Source organism: Anabaena subtropica FACHB-260 (assembly GCF_014697105.1).
In the GTDB taxonomy this organism is placed as follows: domain Bacteria; phylum Cyanobacteriota; class Cyanobacteriia; order Cyanobacteriales; family Nostocaceae; genus Trichormus; species Trichormus subtropicus.
The window spans coordinates 77,151-98,564 of sequence record NZ_JACJRF010000007.1 but is presented as its reverse complement, the minus strand read 5'-3'; the positions used below and the strand labels follow the sequence as shown (position 1 = coordinate 98,564).

20 protein-coding genes are annotated in these 21,414 nt (G+C 41.0%); 15 read left to right on the top strand and 5 right to left on the bottom strand.

Features of this window, described 5'->3' with window-relative positions:
- The first annotated feature begins 28 nt into the window (after window positions 1-28).
- From H6G18_RS06215 to H6G18_RS06195, 5 genes are all read left to right on the top strand, one after another.
- A complete protein-coding gene (locus H6G18_RS06215; protein ID WP_190406218.1) occupies window positions 29-958 on the top strand; it encodes a methylenetetrahydrofolate reductase in 930 nt (309 codons plus the stop codon).
- A gap of 168 nt (window positions 959-1,126) precedes the next feature.
- The gene (locus tag H6G18_RS06210) at window positions 1,127-2,260 is read left to right on the top strand and encodes a DUF262 domain-containing protein (RefSeq protein WP_190406217.1); all 1,134 of its coding nucleotides are present in this window, start codon (window positions 1,127-1,129) and stop codon (window positions 2,258-2,260) included.
- Window positions 2,257-3,375, top strand: coding sequence for an AAA family ATPase (locus H6G18_RS06205; protein ID WP_190406216.1), 1,119 nt, complete (start codon window positions 2,257-2,259; stop codon window positions 3,373-3,375). The genes H6G18_RS06210 and H6G18_RS06205 overlap by 4 nt, the downstream gene beginning before the upstream one ends.
- A gap of 3 nt (window positions 3,376-3,378) precedes the next feature.
- Window positions 3,379-4,338, top strand: a complete 960-nt coding sequence (locus tag H6G18_RS06200) for a hypothetical protein (protein ID WP_190406215.1) — start codon at window positions 3,379-3,381, stop codon at window positions 4,336-4,338.
- Window positions 4,339-4,488: 150 nt separating this feature from the next.
- Complete coding sequence (locus H6G18_RS06195; protein WP_190406214.1) at window positions 4,489-5,211, top strand: Uma2 family endonuclease; 723 nt, start codon at window positions 4,489-4,491, stop codon at window positions 5,209-5,211.
- Between the two features lie 6 nt (window positions 5,212-5,217).
- On the opposite strand, the gene H6G18_RS06190 is transcribed toward H6G18_RS06195, so the two are convergent.
- From H6G18_RS06190 to H6G18_RS06175, 4 genes are all read right to left on the bottom strand, one after another.
- Window positions 5,218-6,069, bottom strand: a complete 852-nt coding sequence (locus H6G18_RS06190) for an oxygenase MpaB family protein (RefSeq protein ID WP_190406213.1) — start codon at window positions 6,067-6,069, stop codon at window positions 5,218-5,220.
- 42 nt (window positions 6,070-6,111) lie between these two features.
- Complete coding sequence (locus H6G18_RS06185; protein WP_190406212.1) at window positions 6,112-7,242, bottom strand: CO2 hydration protein; 1,131 nt, start codon at window positions 7,240-7,242, stop codon at window positions 6,112-6,114.
- A 116-nt stretch (window positions 7,243-7,358) separates the two neighbouring features.
- On the bottom strand, window positions 7,359-8,861 hold the full coding sequence (locus H6G18_RS06180; protein WP_190406211.1) for an NADH-quinone oxidoreductase subunit M: 1,503 nt from the start codon (window positions 8,859-8,861) through the stop codon (window positions 7,359-7,361).
- A 121-nt stretch (window positions 8,862-8,982) separates the two neighbouring features.
- Window positions 8,983-10,839: an NAD(P)H-quinone oxidoreductase subunit F gene (locus tag H6G18_RS06175; RefSeq protein ID WP_190406210.1), complete on the bottom strand. Its 1,857-nt coding sequence runs from the start codon at window positions 10,837-10,839 to the stop codon at window positions 8,983-8,985.
- Window positions 10,840-11,497: 658 nt separating this feature from the next.
- On the opposite strand from H6G18_RS06175, the gene H6G18_RS06170 reads away from it, so the two are divergent.
- The 10 genes from H6G18_RS06170 (at window position 11,498) to rpsU (ending at window position 20,489) form a co-directional block, all read left to right on the top strand.
- Window positions 11,498-11,806 (top strand): carbon dioxide-concentrating mechanism protein CcmK, encoded by a 309-nt coding sequence (locus H6G18_RS06170; RefSeq protein WP_010995042.1) that lies wholly within the window; start codon window positions 11,498-11,500, stop codon window positions 11,804-11,806.
- A gap of 216 nt (window positions 11,807-12,022) precedes the next feature.
- Window positions 12,023-12,367, top strand: coding sequence for a carbon dioxide-concentrating mechanism protein CcmK (locus H6G18_RS06165; protein ID WP_039748664.1), 345 nt, complete (start codon window positions 12,023-12,025; stop codon window positions 12,365-12,367).
- A gap of 6 nt (window positions 12,368-12,373) precedes the next feature.
- Window positions 12,374-12,679: a EutN/CcmL family microcompartment protein gene (locus H6G18_RS06160; RefSeq protein WP_010995040.1), complete on the top strand. Its 306-nt coding sequence runs from the start codon at window positions 12,374-12,376 to the stop codon at window positions 12,677-12,679.
- Between the two features lie 132 nt (window positions 12,680-12,811).
- A complete protein-coding gene (locus H6G18_RS06155) occupies window positions 12,812-14,473 on the top strand; it encodes a ribulose bisphosphate carboxylase small subunit (RefSeq protein ID WP_190406209.1) in 1,662 nt (553 codons plus the stop codon).
- Window positions 14,474-14,608: 135 nt separating this feature from the next.
- Entirely contained in the window at window positions 14,609-15,373 is a 765-nt protein-coding gene (locus H6G18_RS06150) for a transferase (protein WP_190406208.1), read from the top strand.
- Window positions 15,374-15,419: 46 nt separating this feature from the next.
- Window positions 15,420-16,202 carry a carbon dioxide-concentrating mechanism protein CcmK gene (locus tag H6G18_RS06145; protein ID WP_190406207.1) on the top strand — a complete coding sequence of 261 codons (783 nt, stop codon included), beginning with the start codon at window positions 15,420-15,422 and terminating at the stop codon, window positions 16,200-16,202.
- 420 nt (window positions 16,203-16,622) lie between these two features.
- Window positions 16,623-17,579 (top strand): LysR family transcriptional regulator, encoded by a 957-nt coding sequence (locus H6G18_RS06140; protein WP_190406206.1) that lies wholly within the window; start codon window positions 16,623-16,625, stop codon window positions 17,577-17,579.
- A gap of 132 nt (window positions 17,580-17,711) precedes the next feature.
- Window positions 17,712-19,370: a mucoidy inhibitor MuiA family protein gene (locus H6G18_RS06135; RefSeq protein WP_190406205.1), complete on the top strand. Its 1,659-nt coding sequence runs from the start codon at window positions 17,712-17,714 to the stop codon at window positions 19,368-19,370.
- A 336-nt stretch (window positions 19,371-19,706) separates the two neighbouring features.
- Complete coding sequence (locus H6G18_RS06130) at window positions 19,707-20,051, top strand: hypothetical protein (RefSeq protein ID WP_190406204.1); 345 nt, start codon at window positions 19,707-19,709, stop codon at window positions 20,049-20,051.
- 261 nt (window positions 20,052-20,312) lie between these two features.
- The gene (rpsU, locus tag H6G18_RS06125; protein ID WP_190406203.1) at window positions 20,313-20,489 is read left to right on the top strand and encodes a 30S ribosomal protein S21; all 177 of its coding nucleotides are present in this window, start codon (window positions 20,313-20,315) and stop codon (window positions 20,487-20,489) included.
- Window positions 20,490-20,753: 264 nt separating this feature from the next.
- Here rpsU and pth read toward each other — a convergent pair whose 3' ends face one another.
- A complete protein-coding gene (gene pth / locus H6G18_RS06120) occupies window positions 20,754-21,395 on the bottom strand; it encodes an aminoacyl-tRNA hydrolase (RefSeq protein ID WP_190406202.1) in 642 nt (213 codons plus the stop codon).
- Between the last annotated feature and the right edge of the window lie 19 nt (window positions 21,396-21,414).

The following is a 21,414-nucleotide window of genomic DNA, read 5'->3' as shown; positions in this document are numbered from 1 at the left end:
CCTAAAAAAGAACAGACATCATCACGTTATGGACGATAACCATAGCCATACTGCTTTGAACTATTTCAGTAAAGCCGCGCAAGCGGGGGAATTTTTAGTTACCGCCGAGGTAGCACCACCAAAAGGGGGAAATCCTACTCACATGATTGAAATGGCGGCGACTCTTAAGGGGAGAGTTCATGCTGTCAATATTACCGATGGTAGCCGTGCGGTATTGCGGATGTCTTCATTGGTAGCATCAGCAATTTTGTTGCAACAGGGTATTGAACCAATTTGTCAGATGGCTTGCCGCGATCGCAACCGTATTGCATTACAAGCCGACCTCATGGGCGCTCATGCTTTAGGTATTCGTAATATCTTAGCTTTGACTGGCGACCCTGTGAAAGCAGGCGACCATCCAGAAGCCAAAGCCGTCTTTGATTTAGAAGCAGTACGACTATTGCAACTAATTCGGAAAATGAATCAAGGTGTCGATTGCAACGATAAACCCTTGACCGATGGTGCAACAGATTTATTTGCAGGTGCAGCCGTAGACCCGCAGTGTGCGAGTTGGTCTGGTTTGCAAAGTCGCTTTGAACGCAAAATTGAAGCCGGGGCGCAATTTTTTCAAAGTCAATTAATCACTGATTTTGAAAGGCTAGAAAAGTTCATGGATAAGATAGCTTCTGTCCATAAAAAACCAATTTTGGCAGGAATTTTTCTGTTGAAATCCGCCAAAAATGCTCAATTTATTAATAGGTGCGTTCCCGGTGTAAATATACCTGAACACATTATTGATAGATTAGCCAAAGCCAAAGACCCACTAGAAGAAGGTGTCAAAATTGCTGCCGAGCAAGTACAGGTAGCAAGGCAATTGTGTCATGGTGTCCATGTCATGGCTGTGAAGCGGGAAGATTTGATTCCGAAGATTTTGGATTTGGCGGGTGTGAAGCCTGTTGACTTAGTTGTAGCGAAGTAAATAAATAATGGATTAGCTATATAGAGGCGCGAAATTTCGCGTCTCTATCATTTGGGGAGATAGTAAGATTGAAATACACCAGTTCACAAGCCTCGTTTGCTGATGTAGTAACACCAAACATCAACAATAACTGAATAAATAGGTGTTAATACTAAAGGAGTAAGCAAAGTGACAAATTTAAAGAACTACAACGCAGAAGTCGCTGATGAAGCAAGTTTAGATGAAGAAGACAACGATGAAGAACAATATGAAAAAGTTACTTTTCAATATGATCCTGAAAAAATTAACATAGTTACTAGGGAACCGACTATTGAGCAATTACTAAGGCGAATTGATGAGGCAGCACTAGATTTAGCACCTGATTTTCAGCGCCAGGCAAATATATGGAATTCAGGTGCTAAAAGCCGACTTATTGAATCCATTCTTATTCGCATTCCACTACCTGCTTTTTACATAGATGCTACCAATGATGATAAATGGGTAGTTGTAGATGGATTACAACGACTATCTACTCTCAAGGAATTTGTCACTGATAAAAAGTGGATATTAAGTGAGCTAGAGTACCTAACAAATTTAGTGGGTAAAACTTATGACCAACTAGAACCACGATACCAACGGAGAATCCTTGAAACTCAACCTACAGTCTACTTAATTGAAAAAGGAACCCCTACAGAAGTAAAATATAATATATTTAAACGGATCAATACAGGTGGTGTACGTCTCTCAAATCAAGAACTACGTCATGCTCTCAACCCAGGTAAAGCAAATAAATTCTTACGAAAACTTGCAGATTGTCCAGAATTTAAACAGGTCATTGATCTCAGCGAATCTAAGAGAAAGCGAATGGATGACCGGGAATTTATACTTGGTTATTTGGCATTCATGCTCACTTCTTATAAAGATTATAAAGAGAACACTAGAGATTTATTTTTAAGTGAAGCTTTAACGAAAATAAATAACTTAACTGATGAAGAATTAACAAAGATCGAACAAACTTTTAAAAAAGCTATGTTAGCGGCTTTTGATATTTTGGGAGAGAATGCTTTTCGTAAAATTTCTCAAAAAAATAATAGAAAATTTCCAGTTAATAAATCCCTGTTTGAAACTTGGTCAGTATATTTGAGTCAGCTTAATAACGAAGATATCAATCAGCTAGAGAAGTCTAAACAAAAACTAATTGACACCTTTATTAATGAGATAGATAATAATAAAGATTTTCTTTCATCCATATCCCAGGCGGCTAAAAAAGTTGAATGTAGATTTGAAACTATTGAAAAAATTGTTCAGGGAGTCCTTTCATGATTCGTTTTATTCGTTTAATTAACTTCAAGCGTTTTGAGAATCAGTTACTTGAGTTTAGACCTCTAACACTAATTTCCGGTCTTAACAGCACTGGAAAATCTACTGTGCTTCAATCACTACTACTGCTACGTCAATCTTATCAACAGGATTTATTGCCAAAAACTGGCTTGGCTCTAAATGGTGACTTGGTAAGTATTGGTACAGCACAAGATGCTCTTTATGAAAGTGCGAAGGAGAACCATATAAGCTTTGAAATTTGTTGGGAAAACTATGAAGCTACATGGAATTTTAATTACAATCCAGATGAGAAAGAAGAAGATGTTTTAAATGTAATTTCAGAACCAGATAATACTGAAATATATAAATCAAACATTTTTAGTCAAAATTTTCACTACCTTCAAGCTGAAAGAATTGGCCCTCGTTCATTTAATGAAATGTCTGATTATCAAGTTAGACGACTGAGACAAATTGGTACTAGAGGAGAATATACAGCTCATTTTCTTTATATTTATGGACGTAAAGCAATACCCATCGTAAATCTAAGTTATCCACAAGCAAAATCAATGGATCTCATAGATCAAGTGGAAGCATGGATGAGAGAGGTTAGTCCTGGTATCCGGATCGAAATAGAAGCTAACTCAGCAATGGGTTTAGTAAATATTAAATATTTCTATGGAGACAGTAATCGTTACCGCGCGACCAATGTTGGTTTTGGGATTACTTACACTTTATCAATCATTGTCGCTATACTTTCATCACCTCCTGGTACACTAATATTAGTTGAAAACCCAGAAGCTCATCTCCATCCCAGAGGACAAGCAAAAATGGGAGAACTATTAGCACTTGCTGCTAGTTATGGTATCCAGGTTGTGATAGAAACTCATAGCGATCATATTTTAAACGGTATTCGTCTTGCTGTTCATGGCGGTATTATTACCCCACATTATGTCCAATTGCATTACTTTCAGCAACAAGAAAAACAAAGACAGGCTGACACAAAAGTAGTGTCACCTCACATTGATCGGGATGGTAGAATCGACCGATGGCCAGATGGATTTTTTGATGAATGGGAAAAAAGTTTGGACATTTTGTTAGAACCTGCTGTGGGAGATTAAGGTGTGGAGCTTGATTTAATATTAAATGAGCTATCTCTGCAAAATATAGCTCCAAATGAGCGAATAGCACAACAATGGATGTCTGAGTTAATTAAAACTATTAAAGCTTTTACTGCACAGGGTATTAAGGTTAATCTTCGCTCTCAAGAAAAGTTTAATACAATCATGCTTGCACCTAATTATCCAGTTGGTCGTTGGTTTAATGATGCAGATCAAAGGGAAAGAGGTTTTATAAAAGCCCTTGCAACGAAAGCTCCCTTATCGATAGATTTAGGCAATTCGGATATTCAAGATATTGAAAATAATACTGGCTTATCTGAATTCTATTATGAGGGAAAACTAGCAATTGGACTTGGTATTGCTCATTTGCTTGATACCATAGCAGTAAGTTTTAACTCAGATGAATGCTGGAATTGTAGCAATATAGAAATCGATACAATACAACTTAATGAAGATGAGGAAATAGTTCATGAAATTTTAGAGATTCTGCACTCTAGCTACGGTTATCATGTCAATGAACATAAGGAATGGATACAAAAGCGTATTCATGAAATAGTTATTGATGGAGAAGATATATGGAATCGGAAAGAAGAATTATTTCCAAATCTAGATTTTTGTGAAGTTGTTTATAAGCAGTTAAAAAATATCCGCACAAGACAGTTAGAACTTCAGCCTGTATTGAAAGTATTACGTGAACTCCAGCAATGTACAGAAAACTGGAAAACTGGACTATTCGATGTAAAAAGCCATGCTCTTGATGAGTCGAGAGAAAGTGAACCGACTCTTAATAAATATAAAAATGAGAGAATGTTTCTCTGTCCTGATGGTGAAAAGCGTTTGTTTGATAGGCATATTAAATTAAGGTTTTGTAACTGGCGAATTCACTTCTTTCCAAAAGAACCAGGAAAAGTCATCATTGGTTATATTGGTCGTCATCTTCCTACTGTGAAATATAAAACTTAGCAAAAGCACTGTGATCGCTCCTCCTCCCTCTTCCACTTATCCGCCATAAGCCTTTAGTTTTGCCCTCAGGCAAAAGCACTGCGATCGCCCTCCCCCCACCTTCTCACTGCTATACTAAAAAACAACCCTTACCTCTGCAAAGGTAGCCTTATGACCTCTGCAACCAATCTAGACACTGACCTCACGCCATTTCCTGACCATACGCAGCTACCAGAGTCCGATGGCACTTTTGTGAAAAACTTTCAGGAACATCCCCAAAGCATTCTACTCACCGACTCGATTAAACCTGTATTACAAAAACGCCATCCTGATGGACAATACTGCATAGGTCAAGATAGCGGTATCTATTGGCGGATGACTGACCCCCCAGAAAAAGGCGCGGAAGCACCAGATTGGTTTTATGTACCGAATGTACCGCCCTTGCTGGATGGGCAAACCCGCAGGTCTTATGTGTTGTGGCGCGAGTTTATTGCACCATTGATTGCATTAGAGTTTGTGTCTGGTGATGGTACGGAAGAACGAGACAAAACCCCTTGGAAGGGTAAATTTTGGGTTTATGAGCAGGTGATACGTCCGCCATTTTATGGCATTTATGAGGTAAATAAAGCCAGTATAGAAGTTTATCACCTAATTGAGGGGCAGTATCAATTATTAGCAGCCAATGAACGCGGACATTATCCCATACATCCATTAGGTGTGGAGTTAGGTATCTGTCCGGACTCATATCAGAATATGGAATTACCGTGGCTACGCTGGTGGGATGCGAACGGTAATTTGTTGCTGACTGGTGAAGAGAGAGCCGAACAGGAACGCCAAAGGAACGATCGCCTGATTGCTCAATTACGCTCTCTTGGTGTTGAACCAGATGTATAATACCAGCTACTTGCTTTCTGCTGGCCCTAACTTCTCTATCTCATAACCATTGGGATAGGTGCGGATGGGAGAGTCAATATAAAAGTTTGGCTGAGTCCGTGGTGGTAATAACCGCAAGAATCTGGCGCGTAATTTCAAAATATTGGCTACAAGGGAACGGAGTAAGGGAGAAGAATGGGGAAAACCGAAAGCATCAAGGATTGTATCATCTAGTAAAGCATATATGATTGGTGTTAAGAGCGATCGCATCCACCAAGGATACCAACTCAAAAATAAATCGCGGGTTGCTTCTCCGACACGGCGATTTGTATCAGAATAGTGAAAGTTTTGTTTTTCGTAATCTAAGTTATAGCGTTCAAACTCTGCGAAGCTTTCGGGGATATCTTGAATTTCCATCCGCTTACCTACTTCCCGCCAGAAGTAAAACGCGGCTAATTTTTCTTGTTCACACATGAGTCGCCAACCAAAACGAGCATTCCACCGAATCGGCTCGTAAATGAATGTCGAAAGCACATAGAGGAAATCAGCATTATCAATCCTGAAGCGGCGATGGATTGCATTCATGCGTTCCCAGGCTTGTTTGCCGCGATCGCTATCATAACCCCACTTGGCAATCTCAACTACAATTATGGATGTATCATCGTAGCGTTTTTGGGGACGATGAATAAATTCTCCTGTTTGATTCAGTAACTTGGAAATGCTGGGAATACAGTAAGTCCGCATCAGTGCAACTTCCAAAGAACGCGTCATATCCCAGGAGAACTCATAGCCATTAATTAAATGATAAATCTGGCAGTGATCATGTACTGGGTCTAGTTGCTGAATTAGATGAAGATTTTTATAGCGATCGCCTAACATTTGCTATGTTTGTGTTGACGGATTTTCCAAAATTATAATTGTTTATGTGTTAACCTCAACCAATCTTGATGTGACAAATCTATCCATCCATTTTTCTAGATAGACTTGATTTGCTTCCTGTTCTGATGGTTCATTGGTATCCAAAGGAAAAGGCATCAGTCCCAAAATAGCGGCTGTGGTGACGCAAAACATTGATTTTTGAAAAGTAATACAAATTTGCACTCGCAAATCATCCTCACCCCTAATACTACGGCGATAAACTTCATGTAAATACTCTGGCAAATAATGACGCATATCTTGCATTAGTAAGGTGGGAGGAATACCTGCTCCACCAATGGGCAAAGGATCGGCGTATAATGCACCGTATTGAAATCGAGCTTGATCAGGGGGAATTTGATAGGCTTGGGCATTATAAGAAACTGTTCCTAAAAAGGGAGTCCCTCTAAAGAATACTGCTTCTACGTAAGGTACTGCTGTGTCTGCTAAGAAAGTCAAACCTAAACTTTTGGGGATAATTTCATAGACTTTATCTTGTATTTTCACCTCGTAAGTAATCGGCTTGGTGGCATCTGCAACTAAACCAGCTTTAATATGTTCTACAACTTGAGGAATTGTCTTGATTTCACCACGGTCATAACGGTCTGATAAGCTCAGGAACATATCAGCCATAACTCGCCAAAATTGACCCAACCCGCTATAGTAAGCAGACACCCTTAACTGTTCAGTTAAAAAATCTGGAAACAGTTGATTCAAACTTTTAATCAAGGGATTTTTAGCAAATTTTGCTTGAATAACTGCTTCTGCTTTCTCCTGAAATTCTGGAGTATCTAAGTATGCGTCTAAGCCACCGCCACCGTGCCACATCATGGCTTTCATGCAATACTCGGCATATTCAAAATTGATTCTGTCATGCCACCAATGACGTAGTAATTTCTTCCAAGAAACATCCCCATTAAAATATTTAAAAAATGGGAAAAATATTAAAAATTGATGATCAGCTATATAAATCAGGTTTTTGGAATAAGCATCTAGAACTACACCATAGCTTTTGAGGATTCCCACTACTTCCAATACATTTTGGGGACTATCTACAAGTAGTGCATCTCCTTTTTTCAGGCGTTCAATATATTCAGCTAAAGGTTTATTAACTGGCTTATTTTTAATATTTACCATGATTATTTCTCCCTAATAAATAAAAATATTGTTTTTCTTTGCAGATTTATATTATTCTTTGGGGTTAGTAATAGGTAATAGATAAAATTTAATTACCCATTACCAATTACCAACCGTTAACTTTTGCCCTTTACTTTATCTAGACTGACTGTTGCTACTGTATTTTCGACACTAAACATAGCTGTGATAGTGGGTTCAGTCCAACGGGCTAACCAAGATGGTTGGATACCAAAAAGCACAATCAGCCCTGCTAAGATAAAAGCAGGAATGCGATCGCCCCAATAAATTCGTGGTAAGTTCAGAACCTGTGCCGACAAGCGCCCGAAAAATGCTTTATTTACGAGAATTAAAAAGTAAACCGCCGTTAAACCTGTACCAATCATTGATATCAGTGTTTGCACTGGAAAAACCGCAAATGCTCCCCGAAATATAATAAACTCGGAAATAAAACCTACCATTCCCGGAGTTCCCGCGCTGGCCATAACACCGACAATCATCAAGCTACCAATGACAGGCATACCTCGTTCTGGGTTCAGCAATCCCCGGATCACATCTAAATCGCGGCTACCTGCTTTTTTATACACAACCCCCACCAGCAAAAATAGCAGTGCCGAAATTAACCCGTGGCTAATCATCTGCATGACAGCGCCTAAAGTACTTAAAGGTGTCGCCGCCGCCGCCGCTAACAGTATGTAGCCCATATGTCCTATAGAACTATAGGCTACCATTTTTTTCATGTCTGTTTGGGCGATCGCACATGATGAACCATACAATACACTCACCACTGCCCAAACTGCCAACCAAGGCGCTACATAAGCCCAGGCTTCTGGCAACAAGTTCATCCCAAACCGTAATAAACCATAAGTTCCCAATTTCAAAAGTACGCCAGCCAGCAACACGGAAATCGGTGTAGAAGCTTCAACGTGAGCATCTGGCAACCAAGTATGAAAGGGAACTAACGGCATTTTGATGCCAAAACCTACTAAAATTCCTGCTAATAGTAGGAGTTGAGTTGCTAAGGGTAGAGACTTAGCATCTAAGCTAGATAGTGCAAAACTTCCAGATCCACTCAACCAAACCAAGCCGAGGAAACTGGCTAGAATGACAATTCCCGAAAAAGCAGTGTAGATCAAGAATTTTGTCGCTGCATAACCCCGTCTTGAACCACCCCAAATCGCAATTAATAGATATAGGGGAATGAGTTCCAGTTCATAAAACAAGAAAAACAACAATAAGTCTTGAGCCAGAAAGGCTCCAGCTACCCCAGTACTCAATATCAGTATCAAGGAGTAATAAAATTTAGGACGCTGTAAGGATTCATCGCTGCTGTAAATGGCTATGCCTGTTAATAATCCATTCAACACCAGCAACGGCAAAGATAGACCATCCACACCCAGATTATAACTCAATCCCAAGGAATCTATCCAAGGTAGAAACTCACTAAACTGTTGGTTAACTTCTCCTGGTTGAAACTGGCTTGCCAGTATTACTGACCACAAGAAAGTCAAACTTGCAAAAATCAATGCCACATTCCGGGAATTTCTCCCGTTCATGCCAGAAGGGAGTATACCAATTAGAAGCGCACCCAATAATGGGGCGAAGATTAAGACACTAAGCATAGGTAAACATCAGGAAATGAGGTTTTGGGGCAGGGGGCAGGGGGCAGAAGAAATAAAACAATTAATTTCTTCACTCAGCACGGGCTGAACGCCCCGCTACCTCTAACAGCACTCAGCACTCTTAAAAAGGCAATTTATCGAGTAAGCCCAATGACCAGCTAATAAAAAAGCCTAAGGCGCTGACTACTGCGAGGATGGTCAACATATATCCTTGGGATTGACCGGAAATGCTATATTTCAAACCTTGTCCACCGAAAATAGTGGCAAAGCCAACTAAATTAACCAAACCATCAACTAAATAGCGATCGCTCCACGCAGAAATCTTCGACAATGAAGCTACTGCACTTACGACTGTCAAGCGATAAATGCGGTCAATGTAGAAGTCATAACCCAATAAATCCTGGACAAATCTCCAACTCAACACTGTTGAACGTGACCAAGCTTTGTGGAGATGAATTGTTGCTCCAATCACCACACCAGCTACAGTAGAAGACACCAATATTAAAACTATGTACCAGTCAATACTTTCCCACGCTGGTAATAAGTACCATTGCTGTAGCATCAGGGGTAATAATAAACTCAATATCGTCAGTGTCACCATTGGTAAAGCCATTGTCCAGCCGACTTCTGGCGCGCGGCGGGTTTTTTGTTGCGCTTTCCCCCAAAATGCCAGTCTAAATACCCGCGTCAAGTTTAAGGCTGTCAAACCATTGACTAATATCAACACTCCAATTACCCAAGGGCTAACTCTTACCAATCCATCAGCCCAAGCCAACATCGCCCAAAAGCTACCTAGTGGTAGTAGTGTCACCATTCCTGCGGAACCAACTACAAAGGCTGTAGTAGTAGCTGGCATCCTTGACCACAAACCACCCATTTCTGTCAAGTCTTGACTGTGGGTAGTATATATGATGGAACCAGAACTCATAAATAGTAGTGCCTTGGCGATCGCATGGGTTAACAACAGCATCAGCGCTACACCACCCTGTTCTAAACCCACTGCCAAAAACACCAGTCCCATATATGCACTAGTGGAATGAGATAATGAGCGCTTAATATCAGTTTGAGCAATAGAAACCAACGTTGCACCAACTGCTGTCACCCCACCAATGATAATTAAGGCATTCAATGCCACTGGTGACAGAACTAAGATTGGTTGAAGTTTGTACAGTACATAAGCACCGCCAGCTACCACCAGTGAGTTCCGCATCACAGACGCTGGGTTCGGCCCTTCCATCGCCTCATCTAACCACAGATGTAAGGGAAATTGAGCGCATTTACCAGCCGGCCCAGCAATTAAAGCCAATCCCAACAATGCTGAAGTTACTGGGTCTAAATTCGCTGTTTGTACCCACTCATACAAGTCAGAAAAGTTCAAACTCCCTGCCAAGTTAGAAAGGGTAACAACAGCCATCAACAGCAACAAGTCACCCACGCGCTTTGTCCAAAAGGCATCCCTTGCAGCTGTCGCCACTAGCGGTTGAGCATACCAAAACCCTACGAGCAGGTAAGTAGAAAGCGTTAATATTTCTAATAGTGCATAGCTGAGAAACAAGGAATCGCTGATAGCTAAACCACTCAGTGCTGCTTCAAAAAAGCCGACCAGTCCAAAAAAACGTGCTAGTGACCAGTCTTTTTCCATGTAACCCAAGGCATAAATTTGAGCCAAAAGACTCAGCCCAGTAATTAAAACTGTAGCCCCGATACTAACTGGTGAGAGTTCCAACGCAAAGGACAAGTTTAAATCCGCAGCTTGAAACCAAGTAATCACTAGATTTTCTTGTTCTATGCTCCAGATATCCTTAAATACTAATAGGCTATGAGCAAAGCTCAAAAGGGTGGTCAACAAGTTAAAATACGCCGCAGGTCTTGGCCCGGTACGTCGAACTATTCCTATTCCCCAAGGTAATGTCAAAAGTGCGCCCATCAAGCTGTAAAAAGGTACACACCAACTTGTTGTAAATAGAAACTGATTCATTTAGATTTTCCTTGAAGACTCAGCCTTAACTTTTTGCAAACTCTTAAAACAATGATTTACTAAAAAAAATAAATCTTCCCAAAAACTATGGTTTTTTTAACTTTTTTTTCACTAAACTTAAATAACTATTTTGTATTTATACTCCCCTAATAAGGTTTAATTGACTGTAAGTTTATTTCTGCAAGAATGCCGACTTTTATTACATCTTTATTTTTGTTTCCTAGCTACTGTTTTTGCTTTCAGAAAATTAGTTTATAGAATATATAAATAAAATTTATGTGTTTTTTAGAAAATTTTGATCTTTAGCAAAAAATAGAGGAAAGACAGAAACAGTAAAACATACAGCCTCTGAACACTCCTCACCAGACAAGCTTAGTCTTGGTTATCAATGTCTTATTGTGAATGACATAAAAAAATTATAAAGCATAAGTGGTTGCGCTAGGAATTAAAGAACTTTGATGACAAGCAACCAGGCTATAAATTTTCGTTAAGTTTTTTTAAACTTTTTTATCATAAACTATTATACTAATTTATATTGCCAGAAACGCCAAGCTTTTCTATGCTTAGTTTGGAAGTGTTTTGATAGCTCAAGATGAGCTTCCCCGTCCAAAATTTCAAACCACAGTACTGATTGGATTAATTTTTTAGGAGTTCTGCGATGCCAATTGCAGTTGGAATGATTGAGACTAAAGGCTTTCCCGCAGTAGTAGAAGCTGCTGATGCGATGGTGAAAGCTGCCCGCGTAACTTTGGTAGGATATGAAAAAATTGGTAGTGCTAGAGTCACAGTAATTGTGCGGGGAGATGTCTCTGAGGTACAAGCCTCTGTAGCTGCTGGCATTGAAGCCGCTAGAAGGGTAAACGGTGGTGAAGTGGTATCTACCCACATCATTGCTCGTCCCCACGAAAACCTGGAATATGTCTTACCGATTCGTTATACAGAAGCCGTAGAACAGTTCCGTACCTAAGTATTGCTGCGCGCAATTCAAGGTACTTTTCTAAAAGCGCAAAGCGATACAAAATTTAAAAAGCTGCTGTACTAAGCGTTTCGTTAATTTTGAATGGTGGTTTGATTGACGCTACGCCGTACTAAAAGCTAATTCACGAAAAAGTAATTAACGGGGTTGCTGTCTTGAGTATCACTGGAATCCAGAGCTAGAAACTTTATTTGGGAATCAAAACTAATGTCTATTGCAGTAGGAATGGTAGAAACGTTAGGCTTTCCAGCAGTTGTGGAAGCTGCTGACGCGATGGTGAAAGCTGCTCGTGTCACCTTGGTGGGCTACGAAAAAATTGGTAGCGGTCGGGTAACAGTAATCGTCAGAGGGGATGTCTCTGAGGTACAAGCATCTGTAGGTGCAGGTGTTGAATCAGTTAAGCGCGTTAATGGTGGACAAGTATTATCTACACACATCATTGCTCGCCCCCATGAAAACTTGGAATACGTCCTACCAATTCGTTATACCGAAGATGTAGAACAGTTTCGGGAAAATGTGAACGCAATTCGTCCTTTCGGCAGAAGACCGTAATTAGTAATGCAAATTGCTAAAGTTCGCGGCACAGTAGTTAGCACCCAAAAAGATCCAAGTCTTAGAGGTGTCAAACTACTGTTGTTGCAATTAGTAGATGAAGAAGGAAACCTCCTACAAAAATACGAGGTAGCCGCAGATAATAGCGTCGGTGCGGGATTTGACGAATGGGTATTGATCAGCCGTGGTAGCGCGGCGCGTCAATTACTTGGCAACGAGCAACGTCCTGTAGATGCCGCCGTAGTGGCGATAATTGATACTATTCACGTTGAAGATCGTCTCATTTACAGCAAAAAAGACCAATATAGATAGTCATAGTCATTAGTCAGTAACAAGACAACTGACAACCGACAACTGACCTTTCAGGGTCGTCAGTTGCTCATGGGAAAAAACCCCAAGAACGCACTGGCTCACAACTGACAAATTTTTAGGAGGAATCTCGCAATGGCAGTCCGCAGCACGGCGGCACCCCCAACCCCGTGGTCGAGGAGTTTAGCTGAAGCCCAAATCCATGAAACCGCATTTGTACATCCGTTTTGTAACATTATTGGGGATGTGCGGATCGGTGCAAATGTCATCATTGCTCCAGGGACTTCAATTAGAGCCGATGAAGGTACACCCTTTCATATTGGTGAAAATACCAATATTCAAGACGGTGTAGTTATTCACGGATTGGAGCAAGGTCGAGTAGTTGGCGATGACAATCAAGAATACTCGGTCTGGGTGGGTAGCAGCGCGTCCTTGACACACATGGCGCTGATTCATGGCCCTGCTTACGTTGGGGATAATTCTTTCATTGGTTTTCGCTCTACGGTATTTAATGCCAGAGTAGGAGCAGGCTGTATCGTCATGATGCACGCCCTAATTAAGGATGTAGAAGTTCCCCCTGGTAAGTATGTTCCCTCAGGAGCGATCATTACTAACCAAAAGCAAGCCGATCGCTTGCCAGATGTGCAACCTCAAGACAGAGATTTTGCCCATCACGTAATTGGGATTAATCAAGCATTGCGAGCTGGATACCTTTGTGCTGCGGATAGCAAGTGTATTGCCCCCCTTCGCAATGAACAAGTTAAATCTTATGCAAGTAATAAAGTTATTGGTTTAGAAAGGAGTAGTGAAGTGGCAAGCAACAGCTTGGGTGCAGAAACCGTAGAACAGGTACGCTATTTACTAGAGCAAGGCTATAAAATTGGTTCAGAACACGTAGATCAAAGAAGATTTCGTACAGGTTCTTGGACTAGCTGTCAGCCGATTGAAGCTAGATCCGTAGGTGATGCTTTAGCAGCTTTAGAGGCTTGTTTGGCTGACCACAGTGGTGAGTATGTGCGTTTATTTGGCATTGACCCCAAAGGTAAGCGACGAGTTTTAGAAACAATTATTCAACGTCCCGATGGTGTAGTAGCAGGTTCTACCAGCTTCAAAGCTCCTGCTACTAATACAAACGGTAGCTACAACGGCAATAGCAACGGCAACGGTTATAGTAACGGTGCAACCAGTGGGAAAATTAGTGGTGAAACCGTAGACCAAATTCGCCAGTTATTGGCTGGTGGTTACAAGATTGGAACAGAACACGTAGATGAGCGTCGTTTCCGTACAGGTTCTTGGAATAGCTGTAAGCCAATAGAAGCAACTTCGGCCAGTGAAGTTGTTTCTGCTTTGGAAGAGTGTATAGACAGCCATCAAGGTGAGTATGTACGCCTCATTGGTATTGATCCGAAGGCAAAACGGCGCGTACTAGAAAGTATTATCCAACGTCCCAACGGTCAAGTAGCTCCATCTGGCAGCCAAAGAACCGTAGTGAGTGCCTCATCGACGTCATCGACAACCGCAACTGCTACCGCAACTCGCTTGAGTTCTGAGGTAGTAGACCAGGTACGACAAATCTTGGGTGGTGGGTATAAACTCAGCATTGAACACGTAGATAAAAGAAGATTCCGTACAGGTTCTTGGAGTAGTACCGGGCCAATACAAGCCACTTCTGAAAGAGAAGCGATCGCCGCCGTAGAAGCCTCCCTATCGGAATTTGCCGGAGAATACGTCCGCTTAATTGGTATAGACCCCAAAGCCAAGCGGCGTGTGCTGGAAACAATTATTCAGCGTCCATAGTAGAAGAGGCAGGGGAGCAGGGGAGTAGGGGAGCAGGGGAAACGAGGAAAAATTTTTTCTCATCCTCAATTCTCAATTTCCAATCCCCAGTCTCCAATCCTCAATTGATATTCGGCTTCTGAGGTTAAAATTTCCATGTCTGTGCCGCCACTGCGCCTCCACAACAATCTTGAGTCCTACATTAGTGGCGAGGTGACAATTCATCCGAGTGCCGTAATTGCACCAGGGGTGATACTCCAAGCGGCTGCAAACAGCAAAATCATCATCGGGGCAGGGGTATGTATTGGCATGGGGTCTATTCTCCAAGTGAACGAGGGAAGCATAGAAGTAGAAGCGGGCGCAAGCTTGGGAGCCGGTTTTTTGATGGTTGGTCAAGGCAAAATTGGCATGAATGCTTGTGTTGGCGCAGCCACAACATTGTTTAACTGTTCCATTGCTCCAGGGTTAGTAGTACCACCAGGTTCGATTGTCGGTGATACCACTCGACAGATTGATACAACTGAAATGCCTGAATCATCTACCAATCACAATACTCCTACCAATACCCAACAGCCCAAAGAGAATGAAACTAAGGTAATTACTTCAACTACCTTATCGGCATCAGCTTTTGTGGAGTTTAAACAACATTCTGTTTCAGAAACAGCACCCCCAGCACCACCAGAGAATCAGTCTGCTACTGTAGAGCAAAACACTACTAATGGCACTGAGCCTAATGTGACACCAATCAGCCCAGAAGATTCAGAATCCGGTGAATCTGCCACCGAATCCTCTAACACCTTCGGGACTCAAATTTATGGACAAGGGAGCATCCAAAGACTTTTAGTGACATTATTTCCCCATAGACAAGCCCTCAATAACCCAGTCTCTGACGATGGTGTTCCGCCCAGAGAGCGTAGCTGATCGCTCTGAGTAAGTGTTAAGTTGTGAGTATCTCGGAGAATTCACGATGTATAATCAGCAATCTACTAGCACAAGCCAGACATATCGTCGTCAAGACGACCTCAGGGATACAGCCTTGGGCTTAGTTTCGACTCTCAGTTTTCCTGCGATCGTGGGGACGGCGGACATGATGTTGAAATCGGCTGGGGTTCACCTAGTTGGTTATGAAAAAATTGGTAGTGGTCATTGTACAGCGATCGTCCGGGGTGGTATTGCTGATGTTCGACTGGCCGTTGAAGCTGGTGTGCAAACTGCTGAACAGTTTGGACAACTAGTTTCTAGTTTGGTAATTCCCCGTCCCTTTCCTAACCTTGATGTAGTATTGCCTATTACTAACCGCCTGAGTCAGTTAATGGAAGAGGGTACATACAGCCGCTTGAGTAACCAAGCCATTGGTCTAGTAGAAACACGAGGCTTTCCAGCAATGGTAGGTGCTTGTGATGCTATGCTCAAATCGGCTGATGTCCAGCTAGCATCCTACGAAAAAATTGGTGCAGGCTTGTGTACAGCCATTATTCGTGGCTCTGTGGCTAACGTTGCAGTCGCAGTGGAAGCAGGAATGTTTGAGGCGGAACGGATCGGAGAACTCAATGCCGTGATGGTGATTCCTCGACCCTTAGATGAGTTAGAGCAAACCTTGCCCATCGCAAGTTGCTGGATCGAACATCATCAACCGTTAAGGCTACCAGTAAATATCAGAGAGCAAGTTGCAGAAAGGGAAGTGTTACAGTTGCCAGACTTAGCCACCTTACCTGTAAAAATCACAGAAGAAGTATGGAATGATGAATGATGAATTGCTAAGTAAAGAATAATGAACTGAATAAAAATCGTCATTCAAGATTCAGCATTCAACATTCATCTTGCAGCTGGAAGGCATCTTACGCTTTGATTGTTTTTTTGATAATAACTTCTCAAGACCATAATTAAAAGAACTTTATCCTAATAGAGAGAATAGATTTTTGTCTATACAAAAATAGATTTTCTAGACCATATCTAAGCAATATTTCTCGTATTGAAAGTAGAATTTTATATATTCAGAAGAGCAAATTATCCCATCTATACTATAGGTAAATCAATTCTCTTTTCATGGCGACAATAGATTTTTATCTATAATAAACTCAGAACTTTCGTATGAGTGAACTTATATGATTTGCAAGTGTTCAGTAATACTAGTGTTATATATATAAATCGCTATTAGAGGAGAATCACCTTGAACCAAGCAACGTTACACCAGTTGAAGGTGTTCGAGGCTGCGGCACGGCACGGTAGCTTTACTCGTGCTGCTGAGGAATTATTTCTCACCCAACCTACCGTTTCCATGCAAATCAAGCAACTGACAAAATCGGTAGGTTTACCACTGTTTGAGCAAGTGGGTAAGCGTCTATATTTGACCGAAGCCGGAAGAGAATTATTCGCTACCTGTCGACAAATTTTTGAAACTATAGCCCAATTTGAAATGAAAGTGGCTGATTTAAAAGGGCTAAAACAGGGGCAATTGCGTTTAGCTGTAATTACCACTGCCAAATATTTTGTTCCGCGATTGTTGGGACCTTTTTGCCAACTTTATCCGGGGATTGACATTTCGCTGCAAGTAACCAACCACGAACGCATCCTAGAACGGATGATTAGCAACATGGACGACTTGTATATTATGAGTCAAGTTCCAGAACATTTGGATGTTACTTGTCACCCGTTTTTAGATAATCCTTTAGTGGTAGTTGCCCCGGCAAATCATCCACTAGCAAAAGAAAAAAATATTCCTATAGAACGCTTGTCTAATGAACCGTTTATTATGAGGGAACCAGGTTCGGGAACACGTCGGACTGTGCAGAAACTGCTGGAAGAACAAGGTGTTTCAGTAAAAGTAAAGCTGGAATTAGGCAGCAATGAGGCAATTAAACAAGCGATCGCTGGTGGACTCGGTATTTCTGTTCTCTCTCGCCATACCCTATTATCTGATGCACCAGAATTTAGCATTCTAGACGTGCAGCACTTCCCCATTAAGCGGACATGGTACATGGTTTACCCTGCTGGCAAACAGTTGTCTATTGTAGCTCGTACTTACTATGAGTATCTGTTAGATGCAGCCAAAAAGTTTGTAGGGCAAACAGAGCCAGTTTCTGGTTCTGTGGATATACCTGAATATAGTGCTAGTGCGGTTGAGTGAAAGTAGGAACAGGGAAAGAAATCTACTTCTTCAGCACTCATTTTCTCAATTCGTCTGAAATTGCTTGACGGGTAGAGCAGGAAAATTTCAAAATGAACCAACAGGGTCATTTAACATAGGGAAAAACTGGCAGTGGTTAACCCGGAAACACCATCTTGGCGAAAAACAGTAGAGAGTCAGATTGTAGCTGTAACAGCCTACAGTGACAAAGCCTTAGTTACACGAAAAGGTAAGATTTCCTTATCAGGAACAGAACGAGAATTAGTGATTACTACACTGCCAGTAACACTAGAAACTGAGTCTGTTCGAGTTGGTGGTACAGGTACGGTAGGGGTGCGCTTGTTAGGAATAAACTGCGATCGCATCTACACCACTGAACCTGTAGCTGAACGATCTGCACAGCTAACAAGGCAAATTCAGCAATTAGAAACAGAAAAACGCCATCTCCAAGCCCAGGTAGATGCTTTAACTTTACAGGCTAAGTTTATCGAAGGTTTAAGCGAAAAGACGGAAGAACCATTTGCTCAAAGCCTATCACGGAAAAATCTCAGCCTGAGTGAAACTCTAGATTTTTTGAATTTTTTAGGTAGTCAGTATAGTGAATATGCGATCGCCTCTGGGGAATGTAAAAACCAACAGCAAGAATTAGATAAACAACTACAAGCACTCCACAACTCGTTGCAAGTTATCCAAACACCTCATCCCCAAGAAAGCATAAGTTTGGTTGCACTAATTGAAGCGACAGGAGAAGGTGAGTTTGAGTTAGAGGTGTCTTACATAGTGAATTATGCTAGTTGGACTCCCTTATATGACTTGCGCTTGAATAGTACAAATAAGACCGTAAATTTGAACTATCTTGCCGAAGTCACCCAAAATACAGGTGAAGATTGGTTAGATATAGAGCTTACCTTATCCACCGCCAAACCAGGATTAGGTACAATCCCGCCTAAACTGCAACCTTGGTATATTGACGCACCAACGCCTCAAGTATGGCGATCGCTTACGGCGGGGCGTAGCCCATCTCGACGACAACTAGCCACCAGCCCTTCCCTACCTGCTATATCAGCTACTGCTGTTCCATCTGCGGCAGGAATTCCATTAGAAGAAGAAGCAGAACTTACCGAGGATAGTTTAATTGCGGCAGAAAACGTAGGCTCAGAAATATCCAAAGAAGGGAGTATCGTCACTTTTAAACTTAATGGCGGTGGTAAAATTCCTAGCGATGGCACACCACACAAAATCACTATTTTTAATGATGATTACCCATGTAATCTTGATTATGTAGCAATGCCAAGATTAGTTAGCTTTGCCTATCTGGAAGCTAATGTTAAAAACAGTTCTGATGGTGTGACTTTATTACCTGGTAAAGCGAGTATTTTTCGTGATGATATATTTATTGGGACAACTCAACTAGAAAATGTTGCCCCAGGACAAGAATTTAAACTCAACTTAGGAATTGACGAAGGGTTAAAAATCGAGCGTGATTTAGTTGAGCGCCAAGTAGATAAAAAACTTATTGGTAATCAACGCCGCACTACCTATACTTATCGGTTGGTGATTACTAATTTGCTTAATCAAGAGACTCAGTTGAAATTAACTGAACAATTACCCATAAGCCGCAACGAGCAAATTAAAGTCCGCCTCAACCGCAGCAACCCGCCAATTCAACTAGGTGAAATGGGAATTTTAGAATGGACAATAACTATCCCAGCCCAAAGAAAACAAGAAGTAGATTATCAATTTACTGTTGAGCATCCACCAGAATTAACAGTAATTGGATTAAATATTTAGGGACTTCCAGATAAAAAATATCCAAGTAGGTTGGGTGCGTCAGTGCGAGAAAACTTAGCTGTACCTAGAAATTATTCATACTGACGCACCCTACTAACTGTCAATTTGGAATAATTTATTTTTTGGTGTTCCCTTAATAGTCATTAGTAATTTTTAAGTATTGAGTAAATTAATAAATATTCGGTACTTTTATAGCCAGTATATACTCTTGGCTGATTACAGAAAAAACAAATACTTTCAAATAAGTATTTTCACTAATAAAAGTCGGACAAAAGGCGAGTAAAATTAATAATCAAAATAAACAATCAACTCAAGCATGAGCAATGTAGAAAAATTATGAGCAGGCTGTTAAATAAATTTATAGGTTTAATTCTAATTTTTATTAGTATCTATTTTTTGGGACAAAATATTATATTTGTGAGTGGTTATTATTCATTTTTCTCCCGTAGTCTACCTGCTACCACTTCTGTCTTAGCAGTTATGGCTGGTGTTTTTTTATTAATATTTTTTCGTAGAGAAACTGGTAACCTGGGCATTGTTTTGTTAGGAGTTGGTATTGTACTAGTTTTTTTAAGTGGGGGAGTTTTCTTAAAACCAACGAGTCTGTGGAATTTCTTAGCGGCTTTCACTGCATTAGCAGCAGGATACAAATTATTAGATAGAGGCAGAATTAACTTTTAAGTCAAGTACCAAGATGAGACTATACCCAAACTTATGAGTAAATCAGATTAAATTTTATACAAGAAACTCTGATTTTTAGCTTGGAAACGTAACCACAATCATGAAATTCATCAGGGTTGGAGTGTAGTTGATTATGTTCTGAAAACACCCCTATAAGCTGATTCAATTGGATAAATTACTATTATTCTTTTCACCTCAATAAGTTTGGCTAAGTTTGAGGCTACTATTACAATGTAGATTATTAATCAATGAGGAAAACGAATGACCCAAGTGGTTTTAGGAGAAAACGAAGGCATCGATTCAGCTCTACGTCGGTTCAAGCGCCAAGTTTCTAAGGCTGGTATATTAGCTGATGTTAAGTATCATCGACACTTTGAAACACCGTTAGAAAAACGCAAACGCAAGGCAGTGGCATCTAGACGTAAACGCCGTTTTTAAATAAACCTATTTACTTTGGATAGGTGGCTTTGCTTTAGGAAATGACCTAAGAACAAGGAACATTAAGTTGCCACTATTTTGAAAATTATAAAGCAAGATGTACCGCACCCCATTTAGGGGTGTGAGTATATCATTTCGCTGATAAATAAGTCTTATAAAAGGTGTAACTCTGGTTGGATGGAACAAGCTATAGTTGTTGACCACCAACCAAGGTTGAACACCCAAAAACTAGCGATGGCGTTCTGCCCAGTGTAGCTGATAGCTCTAAGATTTAGGAGCCTCGACAGTATAACTATTACAACGATTCATCGCCTTTTCTACTCCCTGTTTGAGACTTAGCTCTACACATTCAACTACGAACTGCAAAACAAAGGAAATAAGTTTAGTCTCGGCGGCGGAAAATTTTCCTAAAACATGAGAAACCGTCTCGGAGTTATCGCCATTAACAGCATTTTTAGGTTTACTTATACCGATACGTAAGCGGGGAAAATTTTGCGTGCTAAGATGAGCGATCGCACTTTTCATTCCATTGTGTCCACCCGCCGAACCAGATAACCGCAGGCGAGTTTTACCCAAAGGTAAATCCAAATCATCATAAATCACTAACACAGACTCGCTTGGCAATTTATACCAGCTCGTTACTGCTTGTATTGATTGTCCTGAGCGATTCATATAGGTTAGTGGCTTAAGCAAGCGAATTTTTACACCTCCAGGGGCGATACCTTCACCGTATTCACCCTGGAACTTGCGATTTTCTGCCAAAGGAATCTGCCAAGCACGAGCAAGCGCATCCACAGCCGCAAAGCCAATATTATGGCGTGTTTGGTCATATTTAGGCTCTGGGTTCCCCAACCCAACAATTAGCTGGGGAATCACCAAAGCATTTTGTGTTACAGGTTCTGTCATCTATCTTGTTTACAATCAA

Excerpts from the sequence above, each read along its gene's own strand:
- pth (WP_190406202.1), bottom strand. The coding sequence starts at position 21,395 with ATGACAGAACCTGTAACACAAAATGCTTTGGTGATTCCCCAGCTAATT.
- H6G18_RS06165 (WP_039748664.1), top strand. The coding sequence starts at position 12,023 with ATGTCTATTGCAGTAGGAATGGTAGAAACGTTAGGCTTTCCAGCAGTT.
- H6G18_RS06185 (WP_190406212.1), bottom strand. The coding sequence starts at position 7,242 with ATGGTAAATATTAAAAATAAGCCAGTTAATAAACCTTTAGCTGAATAT.
- H6G18_RS06170 (WP_010995042.1), top strand. The coding sequence starts at position 11,498 with ATGCCAATTGCAGTTGGAATGATTGAGACTAAAGGCTTTCCCGCAGTA.
- H6G18_RS06215 (WP_190406218.1), top strand. The coding sequence starts at position 29 with ATGGACGATAACCATAGCCATACTGCTTTGAACTATTTCAGTAAAGCC.
- rpsU (WP_190406203.1), top strand. The coding sequence starts at position 20,313 with ATGACCCAAGTGGTTTTAGGAGAAAACGAAGGCATCGATTCAGCTCTA.
- H6G18_RS06175 (WP_190406210.1), bottom strand. The coding sequence starts at position 10,839 with ATGAATCAGTTTCTATTTACAACAAGTTGGTGTGTACCTTTTTACAGC.
- H6G18_RS06205 (WP_190406216.1), top strand. The coding sequence starts at position 2,257 with ATGATTCGTTTTATTCGTTTAATTAACTTCAAGCGTTTTGAGAATCAG.
- H6G18_RS06180 (WP_190406211.1), bottom strand. The coding sequence starts at position 8,861 with ATGCTTAGTGTCTTAATCTTCGCCCCATTATTGGGTGCGCTTCTAATT.
- H6G18_RS06150 (WP_190406208.1), top strand. The coding sequence starts at position 14,609 with ATGTCTGTGCCGCCACTGCGCCTCCACAACAATCTTGAGTCCTACATT.
- H6G18_RS06145 (WP_190406207.1), top strand. The coding sequence starts at position 15,420 with ATGTATAATCAGCAATCTACTAGCACAAGCCAGACATATCGTCGTCAA.
- H6G18_RS06155 (WP_190406209.1), top strand. The coding sequence starts at position 12,812 with ATGGCAGTCCGCAGCACGGCGGCACCCCCAACCCCGTGGTCGAGGAGT.
- H6G18_RS06160 (WP_010995040.1), top strand. The coding sequence starts at position 12,374 with ATGCAAATTGCTAAAGTTCGCGGCACAGTAGTTAGCACCCAAAAAGAT.
- H6G18_RS06130 (WP_190406204.1), top strand. The coding sequence starts at position 19,707 with ATGAGCAGGCTGTTAAATAAATTTATAGGTTTAATTCTAATTTTTATT.
- H6G18_RS06190 (WP_190406213.1), bottom strand. The coding sequence starts at position 6,069 with ATGTTAGGCGATCGCTATAAAAATCTTCATCTAATTCAGCAACTAGAC.
- H6G18_RS06195 (WP_190406214.1), top strand. The coding sequence starts at position 4,489 with ATGACCTCTGCAACCAATCTAGACACTGACCTCACGCCATTTCCTGAC.